The organism is Synechococcus sp. R5-12, assembly GCF_047502655.1.
Taxonomy (GTDB): domain Bacteria; phylum Cyanobacteriota; class Cyanobacteriia; order Thermostichales; family Thermostichaceae; genus Thermostichus.
Genome location: NZ_JANSIM010000164.1, coordinates 1 through 11,139 on the forward strand (window position 1 = coordinate 1; position 11,139 = coordinate 11,139).

Annotated in this window: 10 protein-coding genes; 6 read left to right on the top strand and 4 right to left on the bottom strand. The window is 60.8% G+C overall.

Annotated elements, in window-relative coordinates:
• A partial coding sequence (locus NW843_RS09385) for a hypothetical protein (protein ID WP_414522780.1) occupies positions 1 to 345 on the bottom strand: 345 nt, incomplete at its 3' end.
• Positions 346 to 503: 158 nt separating this feature from the next.
• Here NW843_RS09385 and NW843_RS09390 point away from each other — a divergent pair.
• Complete coding sequence (locus NW843_RS09390; RefSeq protein WP_414522781.1) at positions 504 to 1,658, top strand: homocysteine biosynthesis protein; 1,155 nt, start codon at positions 504 to 506, stop codon at positions 1,656 to 1,658.
• A gap of 155 nt (positions 1,659 to 1,813) precedes the next feature.
• Here the strand turns inward: NW843_RS09390 and csaB are convergent, their stop codons facing one another.
• The 3 genes from csaB to psbU all read right to left on the bottom strand — a co-directional run bounded on the left by csaB (position 1,814) and on the right by psbU (position 4,391).
• On the bottom strand, positions 1,814 to 2,899 hold the full coding sequence (csaB, locus tag NW843_RS09395) for a polysaccharide pyruvyl transferase CsaB (protein ID WP_414522782.1): 1,086 nt from the start codon (positions 2,897 to 2,899) through the stop codon (positions 1,814 to 1,816).
• A gap of 190 nt (positions 2,900 to 3,089) precedes the next feature.
• Entirely contained in the window at positions 3,090 to 3,971 is an 882-nt protein-coding gene (locus tag NW843_RS09400; RefSeq protein ID WP_414522783.1) for an Rpn family recombination-promoting nuclease/putative transposase, read from the bottom strand.
• 51 nt (positions 3,972 to 4,022) lie between these two features.
• Positions 4,023 to 4,391, bottom strand: a complete 369-nt coding sequence (psbU, locus tag NW843_RS09405) for a photosystem II complex extrinsic protein PsbU (protein WP_041436072.1) — start codon at positions 4,389 to 4,391, stop codon at positions 4,023 to 4,025.
• 193 nt (positions 4,392 to 4,584) lie between these two features.
• On the opposite strand from psbU, the gene gcvP reads away from it, so the two are divergent.
• The 5 genes from gcvP to NW843_RS09430 all read left to right on the top strand — a co-directional run bounded on the left by gcvP (position 4,585) and on the right by NW843_RS09430 (position 11,016).
• Complete coding sequence (gene gcvP, locus NW843_RS09410) at positions 4,585 to 7,551, top strand: aminomethyl-transferring glycine dehydrogenase (protein ID WP_414522784.1); 2,967 nt, start codon at positions 4,585 to 4,587, stop codon at positions 7,549 to 7,551.
• A gap of 141 nt (positions 7,552 to 7,692) precedes the next feature.
• A complete protein-coding gene (locus NW843_RS09415) occupies positions 7,693 to 8,256 on the top strand; it encodes a hypothetical protein (RefSeq protein WP_414522785.1) in 564 nt (187 codons plus the stop codon).
• Positions 8,257 to 8,258: 2 nt separating this feature from the next.
• Entirely contained in the window at positions 8,259 to 8,696 is a 438-nt protein-coding gene (locus NW843_RS09420) for an SRPBCC family protein (protein ID WP_414343614.1), read from the top strand.
• Positions 8,697 to 8,733: 37 nt separating this feature from the next.
• Positions 8,734 to 9,315: a peroxiredoxin family protein gene (locus NW843_RS09425; RefSeq protein ID WP_414332206.1), complete on the top strand. Its 582-nt coding sequence runs from the start codon at positions 8,734 to 8,736 to the stop codon at positions 9,313 to 9,315.
• A gap of 45 nt (positions 9,316 to 9,360) precedes the next feature.
• Positions 9,361 to 11,016 (top strand): ABC1 kinase family protein, encoded by a 1,656-nt coding sequence (locus tag NW843_RS09430; RefSeq protein ID WP_414522786.1) that lies wholly within the window; start codon positions 9,361 to 9,363, stop codon positions 11,014 to 11,016.
• Positions 11,017 to 11,139 lie beyond the last annotated feature (123 nt).

Below are 11,139 nucleotides of genomic sequence, written 5' to 3' on the forward strand. Positions count from 1 at the left end.
CGGCAGCGTCAACTGGCCAAGCCAGATGGCCCACCCCCCCACCCCCCGCAACAGCAGCGCCAGCCCCAGCCCCAAAAGCAGCGCCAACCCCGTTGCCAACAGAGCGACTCCGAGGCTGAGCAACAGGGATCCCCCGACTTCCGCATCCCGCAGCAGCTCCCCATACCCCTGCAGGGTAAACCCCCTCTCGCCCAGGCCGTAGAGGCCCACACTCTGGGCCAGAGCCAGCAGCAGCCCCCCGCCGTAGAGCAGGCCCACCAACCCCAACGCCGGCAAAAGCGGCCCATACTGCCGGATCCCCTTAAGCCCCACCGGCCCAGATCCCCGTCCATTTAAGCTATTCATTGAGCCAGTCCCAAGAGCTGCCTCACGAGAGAATTCAAGATGGGAGCGGATCCCTCCTTAAGAGAGGAAAGAGCAGTGGGTAGTGAGAAGGAAGTATGCTCACGCCTCTTATTCCTCCACACCGCCAACGCGACCAACCATTGCGATCTTCACATCCCATGGAGAGAACCCTAGACCAGATTAACCAACGCATTGCCAAAGGCCAGGTGCGGGTGTGGACGGCCCTGGAAGCCAAAGCCAAGCTGGCCACCTTGGGGATCCAGGAAGCCTTTGAGCAGGTGGATGTGATCACCACCGGCACCTTTGAGCCAATGGAGTCTTCAGGAGCCATTGTGAACCTGGGCCATACGGATCCGCCCATCAAGATTCGCCAAGCTTGGCTGAACGGGGTACCGGCCTATGCCGGATTTGGCGCGGTGGATCTTTACCTGGGGGCAGCCCAACCCAGCGAGCAAGCGGATCAAGCCTATGGGGGCGGCCATGTCATTGCCGACCTGGTGGCGGGCAAGCGCGTCCATTTGCGGGCCATCGGCCAAGTGACCGATTGTTACCCCCGCGGCGACTACGAGACCACCCTGACTCGGGATCAGCTCAACCAGTTTTACCTGTTCAACCCCCGCAATGCCTACCAAAACTTCATCGTCGGGGTGAACGGCGGGGATCGGCCTTTGTACACCTACTTGGGTCTGTTGGAACCGCATCTGGGCAATGCCGTCTATTCCAACCCGGGAGAGCTATCCCCCTTGTTGAACGATCCCCTGTTGCGCCGGGTGGGGATCGGCAGCCGCATCTTTTTGGGAGGCGGCATCGGCTACGTCGCCTGGGAGGGCACCCAACACTTTCCGCTGCAAAAGCGATTGCCCAACCAAACTCCCATCGGCCCGGCGGCCACTCTAGCCCTGATTGGGGATGCCAAGCAAATGCAGGCGGAATGGGTGAGGGGCTGCTACTTCCGCAACTACGGCCCCAGCTTGATGTTGGGGGTCGGGATCCCCATCCCCATCCTTGCTCCTGCGGATTTGGAGGCCATTGCCATTCGGGATGAGGAGTTGGTTGCCCCCGTGATTGACTTTTCCATTCCCCGCCGGGTGCGGCCCACCTTTGGCTTGGTGAGCTATGCCCAACTCAAATCTGGCCAGATCACCCTCAATGGCCGCAAGATTCGCACCGCTCCCCTGGCCAGCTTGCGCCGCTCCATACAAATTGCCGAAATCCTCAAGCAATGGATAGAAAGCGGCCAATTTACCCTCACCCAACCTGTCGCCCCCCTGCCCCTGGATCGGGAGTTTCTCCCCCAAAACCCTCTCAGGTGACGTCCTCCCCTCAATGAATTGGGGGCCTCCTCAAGCGGATGCACGCAGCGCTTTGGTTCGGGGACACCGTGCCCCCCTACTTTTGGGGTAAAGCGGCTCTCCAGAAGAACCGCTACCGGAATTCGCCCTGGCAGCAACTTCTCCAGGCAACCCCATCAACCCCACTTCAGGTGCTGTCTCAACAACTGAGCGTGCTGAGCCGATTGCCTCGCCCACAGGTCAGCTTGGGCAGGGCTGAGAGCTAGGCCCTCTGAGTAGCAGGCCAGCCAAGCTTGGTGTAAGGCTTCAGGATCGGTGGGCATCTCCTGCAGATCCCAGCCGGGCATGCCCAATTCCTGGAGCAGCGTTTTCACCTTGGGATCGTAGCTGAGACCAAAACAGGCGCAGCCCTCTGCCGCCGCCATCACCAATCCGTGGTAGCGCATGGTGATCGCCAGCCTGACACCCCGAAAGACTCCTTTCAATAGACAGGGATCCCGAATTTCCAGCACTTGGCTACGGTGGGGTAGGCGCTGCTGAAGCTGCTGAGCCAAGTGGTAGTCTGGCCCAAGGTCAGGGGATCCGGGAGGAGCCAGCTGAAAGGGCACGAAGAGAAGGTATGCCCCCGTGGAAGCCTGGAGACGCTGTAAACCCTGGCTCAAAGCTTCTAGACAGGCTCCAGTCAGTTGCGGATGCGGACGCAAGACCACAGCAATGCGGGGCTGAGGCCACGTTTCCCATTCCGGCAAGGTTTTGGACGGCAAACTCCAGACGGGATCCGGAGCCACCTGGTGAGGGATCCCCCACTCTTGCAGCCATTGGGAGGCAACCCCATCCCGCACACTAATGGCCGTGCAACCTGCCAACGAGCGACGGGCTAGTGCGCGAATCCACCCCCGCTGCAGCGGCCCGATCCCCTGGGCCCAGGCAAGGGTCTTCAGTCCCCAGCGCTGGGCTAGGCCCATCACCCCCAGGTAGTAGAGAGGGCTGCGCCAACTGGTGCGATCCTGCAACAGACCGCCCCCACCCCAGATGAAAGCCTGGGCCTGGGCCAGACAGCGCTGCAAAGCCCAGCCGTCAAAGCGGGGGCAGGCCAGCACCCCATAGGTGGCAGCTGTCTCGGCAGGGCAAGGGGAGAGCACCACCGGCTGCACAGGGTCGGGCAACTGCTCTAGCTGTCGTAAGAGAGCCAGCAACAGGGCTTCGTCGCCAGCATTGCCGTAGCCATGGTAGCCGCAGATCAAAACCCGAGGCCCTTGCATAGAACCGGCTCGCTCAGGAAAGTCGCGCTGGGATCCTGCTGAGGTCAAGGTTGGGTTGCATTCAGCCCGGTTTATCGAGAACTCAGTTCAATCTACTGCTTTCTCTGGGAATCCAGACCGCCACCATGGCAGAGCTCCTCCCAGGAGAGAGATGCCGACAAAAATTGGGAAAAGGCCGTGACAGCAAAACCTAGGCAGATGCCAGCTCCTCTAGCCACTGGGTCAGGTCGGCCAGCGTCTGAAAGTCCAGCAGAGCCTCTGCCAACCCCTCCAATTGCTCGGTGGGCAGGCGGCGGATGGTCTCAGAGAGGTCTTCCGGCAGGGGCCCCAGCTTGCGCTGCAGTTGACTCAAGGTCAGTCGAGCAGCCTCTTGTTGCAGACCTTGTTGCAGACCTTGCTCTAGGCCTTGTTTCAGGCCCTCCTCTCGCCCTTCTTTGAGGGCTTCTGCTCGCCACATCTGATAGATGGTCGATTCCCGCACAGCCAAACCTCCCAGAACCCTGCTGATTTCCTCTGGCGTCCATGTTAATCCTGCTAAGACGGCAGTGGCCGCTTTCAACTCCTGCCGCAGCTTGGGATCCTCCATCTCAGCTATGGCTCTGGCCACCTGCCGCAGACGGGGTTCTGGATTGTCCGGCTCTGCCAGTACCGCCAAGGGCAAGAGGCCTGGGTATCGGGATAGCACCTCTGGATCTTGTTCCCACAGGCGCAAGACCTCAAAGCGATGAGAAAGGGATCCCCGTTGAAAAGAAGTCTGGTACACCCGTTCTGACTGGGTTTTTCTTAGGTAGATGACAATCTGCCGCACCTCCTGGTCGGGATAGCGACGGAACAGGCGCAGGCAATAGTCGGCCATGCGGAAGGGGATATCGGGATCCGGATCGGTTTGAAACTCCAGATGCAAAATCAGGTTTTGGGCCCTCAGCAGGATGAGGGAGTCCGCGCGAATGGGCTCGCTGGAGAGCTCCGTTGGCTGGAGCTGGATCAAGGGAACCGGGGATCCCAGTAGCCACCGGGCAAAGGACTCGGGGAACCATTCCACCAAGTACTTGCAGACGTTATCGTAGGCCACAGGATCCCTTTCCTACAAAAGCCGATTCTCCCGATGGCCCCTCTGCCGAGATCAGCCGTAGTACCCTTGATTGATGCGGTTTTCCAGTTGGTTAGCCCCTTCCTGATACTCGCCAAACACGAAGTTCTCGGCGTTGGCTTTGATCAGGGCCTTTTGCTGCTCTGTCAGGCCTGAGATCTGCAACATGTCTTCCAGGCTCTTGTAGGGGGCATTTTTCACCAGGATGCGAGCTAGGGTGGGATAGAAGCCGGGCAGTTGGCGGTAGTTGCGCAAGATGGTGTTGTTCACGTCAATCGGAGTGTCTAAGTGCTTTACCGGGGGAAGCTCTGCGGCCCTGGCCACAACAGGGATCCCCAAAGGAGCGAAGCACAGACAGAGCACTAACACCACACGAACCAAGATGGACAGCAGCCAGCGCATAGCATCACTTCTCCAAGCAGAATCCAAAAGGCTCATCTGTATAGGTTGCTAACATTCTCCGACCATCTAGTGTCTCATCCCCTCCACCCCGAATCGAGGGCCAAGACAGGATTTGGATCCCGACAGAAACAATTTTTAACAACTATGATCAGGAGACAGTCTTTCTTGCTCTCCCTTTCTCGGCTATCGCACCATGTCCGACTTGGCCCTTCTCCACTCGACTCGACTTGACCCCCCCAGCCGGGATCCATCTCCAGGGATCCCACAACCCACGCCTTCTCCGGAGCTGGAGTTGCTGGGGCAGACCGAACTCTTTCTCAGACGGCACATTGGGCCGGATGCCCGGCAAATTGGGCAGATGTTGCAAGTGTTGGAGCTGAGTTCGCTGCAGGAGCTGGTGGAGAAGGCGGTGCCGCCGGCCATTCGCAGCAGCCAGCCTTTGCAATTGGGATCCCCTTGCCCTGAGCAGCAGGTGTTGGCGGAACTGCAGGCAATGGCGGCCCAGAACCAGGTGTGGCGCTCCTTTTTGGGCATGGGCTATTCCAACACCCTGACGCCACCGGTGATTCAGCGCAACATCCTGGAAAACCCTGCCTGGTACACCCCCTACACCCCCTACCAAGCCGAGATCGCCCAGGGACGACTGGAGGCCCTGCTCAATTTCCAAACGATGGTGATCGACCTGACGGGGATGGAGATCGCCAATGCTTCCCTGCTGGACGAAGCCACCGCAGCCGCAGAAGCCATGGCTCTTGCCTACACCTTGGCAGGCAGGGGATCCCCGGTTTTCTGGGTGGATCGGGGCTGTCATCCCCAGACGATTGCAGTGGTGCAGACGCGGGCAGAGCCCTTGGGGATCCAGGTGCGCGTGACGGATCTGGCGGAGTTTTGCCCGGAGAAGGGCTTTGGGCTGCTGTTGCAATATCCCAACACCTTTGGAGAAATCCGGGACTACCGGCAGTTGGTGGAGCAGGCTCACCAGAAGGGGATGGTGGTGGCGGCGGCTGCCGACCTGCTCAGCTTAACCCTATTGCAACCCCCAGGAGAGTGGGGAGCGGACATCGTGGTGGGATCCACCCAGCGCTTCGGCGTGCCTTTGGGCTATGGCGGCCCCCATGCGGCTTACTTCGCCACCCGCGAGGCCCACAAGCGGCTGCTGCCAGGACGGCTGGTGGGGATTTCTCAGGATGCTCAAGGCAAGCCAGCCCTGCGCTTGGCGTTGCAGACCCGCGAGCAGCACATCCGGCGGGACAAGGCCACCAGCAACATCTGCACTGCCCAGGTGCTTTTGGCGGTGATGGCTTCTATGTATGCCGTCTACCACGGCCCCCGCGGCTTGCGACACATAGCCGAGCGCATCCACCGCCAGGCCCATCACTTGGCCACTGGGATCTGCCAGTTGGGTTATGAGGTGGGGCCCGAGCATTTCTTCGATACCTTCTGGGTCAAGGTAGCTTCTCCAGAGCAGGTGCAGGCGATCCAGGCCGGCGCTGCCCAGCGACAGATCAACCTCCGCCAGATCGATGACCGGACGCTGGGGATCAGCTTGGATGAGGCCACCACCACTCAGGATCTGCGGGATCTGTGGGAGATCTTTGCCGGAACCCTTCCCCGCAGCGGAGCGGAGTCCTTACCGCCAGCTTGGGATCCCGACAGCCCAGAGCTCGACTTGGGCCAGAGCCTGCCGCCCCAGCTCCTGCGCACCACCCCCTACCTCACCCATCCGGTCTTTAACCGTTACCACTCGGAAACTGAGCTGCTGCGCTATATCCACCGCCTGCAAAGCCGGGATCTGGCTCTCACCCATTCCATGATCCCCTTGGGCTCTTGCACCATGAAGCTGAACGCCACGGTGGAGATGATGCCGGTCACCTGGCCGGAGTTTGCCCAGCTCCATCCTTTTGTGCCCCTGGAGCAGGCCCGTGGCTACCAAGCCCTTTTTGCCCAGTTGGAAAAGATGCTGGCGGAGATCACCGGTTTTGCCGGAGTTTCTCTGCAGCCCAACGCCGGATCTCAGGGGGAATATGCCGGCCTATTGGCCATCCGCCGCTACCACCAAGCCAGAGGGGAAAGCCGGCGGCAGGTGTGCTTGATCCCCACCTCGGCCCACGGAACCAACCCGGCCAGCGCCGTGATGGCGGGGATGCAGGTGGTGAGCGTAGCTTGTGATGAAGCCGGCAATATCGACATTGAGGATCTGCGGGCCAAGGTGGAGCAGCACGGGGAGCGGCTGGCCGCCTTGATGATCACCTACCCTTCTACCCACGGTGTGTTTGAGGAAGGGATCCGCCAGATCTGCCAGATCGTCCACGAGGCGGGGGGACAGGTGTACATGGATGGGGCCAACCTCAACGCTCAGGTGGGCCTCTGCCGTCCTGCCGAGCTGGGGGCCGATGTCTGCCACCTCAACCTGCACAAGACCTTCTGCATTCCCCATGGGGGAGGTGGGCCGGGGGTAGGGCCCATTGCCGTGGCCCCTCACCTTGTGCCCTATTTGCCTGGCCATCCTGTTTTGCCCGGCTGTAACGGCCCCGTCAGCGCTGCCCCGTGGGGCAGTGCCAGCATTTTGCCCATCTCCTGGGCCTACATTCGCCTTATGGGATCCGCCGGCCTCACCCTGGCCAGCCAAGTGGCCATCCTCAACGCCAACTACATCGCCAAGCGGTTGGATCCCTACTACCCAGTACTCTACAAGGGGCCGGGGGGGTGGGTGGCCCACGAGTGTATTTTGGATTTGCGCCCCCTGAAAAAAAGCGCCGGCATCGAGGTGGAAGATGTGGCCAAGCGCCTGATGGACTATGGCTTCCACGCCCCCACCATCTCCTGGCCGGTGCCGGGGACAATGATGGTGGAGCCCACCGAGAGCGAATCTCTGGAGGAGCTGGATCGCTTCTGCGAGGCGATGATTGCCATCCGCCAGGAGATTGCCGCCATTGAGCGAGGCGAGATGGATCCGGTGCGCAATCCCCTCAAGTTGGCCCCCCACACCGCCGAGGTGGTGGCTGCCGACCACTGGGATCGCCCCTATCCTCGCTCGCTGGCCGCCTACCCGCTCCCTTGGGTCAAGGCCCACAAGTTCTGGCCCAGCGTCAGCCGCATCGACAACGCCTACGGGGATCGCCACCTGGTGTGCAGTTGTCAGCCCTGGCTCGACGAATGATGGCTGCTCTGGAACTTGGCCCAGAAAGGGAGATTGGTTGTATCCAAAGGCGGGATCCGCTATAACCAGTCAGGGATCCCTGGCCAACGGATGAGAAAAAATCCCCGTCTTGAGCGGTTCACGTCAGTGGGGCCAAGTTCTTTGCCTATTCTTACTCGGCTAACCCTGGGGCTGTTGGCGGGATCCCTCGTGGCCTGCCGCAAGATGCCTGATCCGGTTGCTCAAGAAGTGGATCAGGATCCCGTGCGGCGTCACATCGGCAAAGATGGCACGCACTTTGAGGCTTCCCTGGGGGATACCCGCGCTCTTCCCCCTCAGTTTCCCCCTCACTTGCAGTTGCCCAACGCTTCCATCATCTCTTCGGGACAGATTCGGGATCGAGAGGGGGGCCTTGCTTCCCTGATCTTGCAGACCTCTCAGCCTCTGGAGGCGATTGCCGCCTACTATCGCCGCACCCTGTGGGGCCGGGGCTGGGACATCCTCTCGGACATCGAGCAGGCCAATGGGATCCGCACCTTGGTGTTCGAGTCTCCCCCCCACCCCAAAAAGCCTCTCCAACAGGCGGTGGTGCAAGTGGGATCCCCCCGTCGCGGGCCGGATCAGGTGGAATATCGCGATATCTTGATTTTGCTGAGCACCGTATCCCCCTCTGCCACGGCAGAAGACCTCTCTTCAGCCAAGCTCACTCCCCCAACTTCCCCCTGAGGATGCCTGTCTACACCCAGTCAATTCCGATTGCGGCCAGCGTGGCCCAGGTGGATCGCTGCCTCACCGACCTGGAGTTGATGAAGCGCTGGCTCAACCCGCTGTTGGGCTGTGAGGCGGTGGGATCCCCTCTGGCGGAATTGGGCAGCCGCTACCGCTTTTTCCTTCGCTTGCCGTTTGTATCCCCCAGCTTGGATTGCGTGATTACAGAGCGGGCAGAAGGCTTGGTGCAGTGGCAGTTTAAGGGATTTTTTGAAGGAACCGACCGCTGGGAATGCCATCCCCAGCCGGGGGGTACCCTTCTAGTCAATTGCTTCAACTTCCGCATCCCCAGTCCCTGGGTGGCGGCAGGGTTTTACCTGTTGGCAGCAGGGCCGACCCAGCAGGATATGCGGGCCCAGCTCCGACGGCTGAAGGCGGTGGCCGAGGCTTTGGGTTAGGCTGGTGGCAAGTAGTAAAGAAACGTAAAAAACTGCAATGACCAGCAACAGCGGACTGTTTAACCGTCGCTTTGCCGACAACTTCATCCCCCAACCAGCCAACACTTCTCTGGAAATCGGCCAGATTGCCCCCGATTTTGAGCTGCCGCGCGTGCAAGGGGATCCCGTGCGGCTATCGGACTACCGCGGCCAAAAGCCGGTGGTTCTGGCTTTTACTCGTATCTTCACCGAAAAGCTTTTTTGCCCTTTTTGCTACCCCCACATCCAAGAGCTGAAAGCCCGCTACAGGGAGATCCAAGCTCTGGGGGCGGAGCTGCTGATGGTCACCAGCACCGATCCGGTTCAAAGCCAGCAGATTCAAGCAGACCTGCAGCTGCCTTACCCGCTGCTGGTGGATCCCGAGTGCAAAACCTTCCGCCTCTATGGGGTTGGCCAAGCTTTGGGAGCACCCCTGCCGGCCCAGTTCGTTGTGGATCGGGAGGGCAAACTGCGCTTCAAGCATGTTTTCTCCTTTGCCCAGCCCAATGCCGATACCGATGAGGTGCTGCGGGTGTTGCGGGAGGGGCTGCAAACCGGCTGGGATGGAACCCGTAGGGTGGCCCCTATCCCCTTTTTCTAGGGATCGGGCTTCTCTGCCATTGGACTTCCAGGGAGAGAGACTGCGATGTTTGCCCGTCTGGCCCAGAGTGGGGCGCGTCAGGCCGAGATCCTGGAGGTGGTTTTGCGCCACGGTTGGGACTACATGCGCCGCTTGCTCTCTTTTGGCAAGGCTGGGGAACCCCAACTGCCCCCGCCGATGGTGCTGCGCAACATTTTGGTGGATCTGGGGCCGGTCTATGTCAAGCTGGGCCAGCTGCTGAGCACCCGTCCGGACCTGTTGCCGCGAGAGTACATCGAGGCCCTCAGCACTCTGCAGGCCGACGTACCTCCTGTTCCCTGGAATGCGGTGGAGATCCTGCTGCGGCAGCAGTTGCGGCAGCCGTTGGAGCAGGTGTTCAGCAGCCTGGACAGGGAATCGGTTGCGGCGGGATCCATTGCCCAAGTCCATCGGGCTTGTCTGGTCAGCGGCGAGTGGGTGGCCCTCAAGATCCAGCGGCCCGGGCTGGAGGCGGTGGTGGAGCGGGATACGCGGCTAATCCGGGGCATTGCCGAGCTGGTGGCGCAAACGGAGTTCGGCAGGTTGGCAGATGTGGTGGCCTTGGCGGATGAGTTCTGCCGGGCCATTCAAGCAGAGCAGGACTTTACCCAAGAGGCCCGCCACACCGAGCAGCTCCGCCAACAGTTGCAAAGGGGGCGTTGGTTTGATCCGGCCCAACTGGTGGTGCCGCGCATCCATTGGCCTCTCACTACGCCAAAGGTGTTGACGCTGGAGTGGATCGAGGGCCGGCCCTTGTTGGAGGCGGATCGCAGCGACGCGGATCCAGAAAACATCGCCCGCCTGTTGACCCGCACCTTTTTTCAGCAGATCTGCATCGACGGCTATTTCCACGCCGATCCCCACCCCGGCAACCTCTTTTACTTGGGATCCGGTCGCGTGGCCCTGCTGGATTGCGGCATGATTGGGCGGCTGGATCCGCGTACGCAGCAGATTCTGCTGGAGCTTATGCTGGCCATTGTCAGCCTCGATGCCCAGCGCTGTGCCGAATTGACCCTGGAGTTGGCCCTGCCGGAAAGATCCGCGGCCCGCTCGCGGGATCAGACTGTCAGCTTGGCCCAGCTCCAAAGCGACTACGAGCGTCTGCTGCGCCAGTACTACGCCCTGAGCATTGCGGAGCTCAACTTCAGCCAGCTCTTTTCTGAGATCCTGCAGGCGGCCCGGCGCAACCAGATCCGCATTCCCGGCAATTTGGGCCTCTGTGCCAAGGCGCTGGCCAATTTGGAAGGGATCGCCCGCCAGCTCACCCCCGACTACAACCTGCCGGAGCAGCTTCGCCCCCTGATGGCGGATGTGTTTCGGGCGCAATTGCTGGGGGAGGCCCCTCTGCCTTCGCTGCTGCGCACGGCTTTGGATTTGAAAAATCTCTCTCTGCAATCGCCGCGCCAGATGGAGCTGCTGCTCAGCCGCATCACCTCGGAAACCCAGCGCTGGAACTTGACCATCCAAGAGCTGGACGGGATCCGCAGCAGCCTGGATCAGTCGGCCAACCGCCTTTCCTACAGCATTGTGGTCGGCTCTCTGATCGTCGGAGCTGCCATCATCTCGGCTCAGACGCAGCGGTTTCAGGTCTTTGGGCTGAGCGAACTCCTGTTCGGGGCGGCCAGCCTGTTGGGGCTGTGGCTTGTCATCAGCATCCTGCGCTCCGGTCGCCTGCGCGGCTAGATTGGCTGAGGTTGGCTCATCAGTGGACTCAGGGCCCTACTGCCCTTGTCTGGATCTCGATGTTTCCAAAAGAACACCAAAACGGTATCAACGCCTCCGCGAGCGATCCGCCAAAAGCCGCAA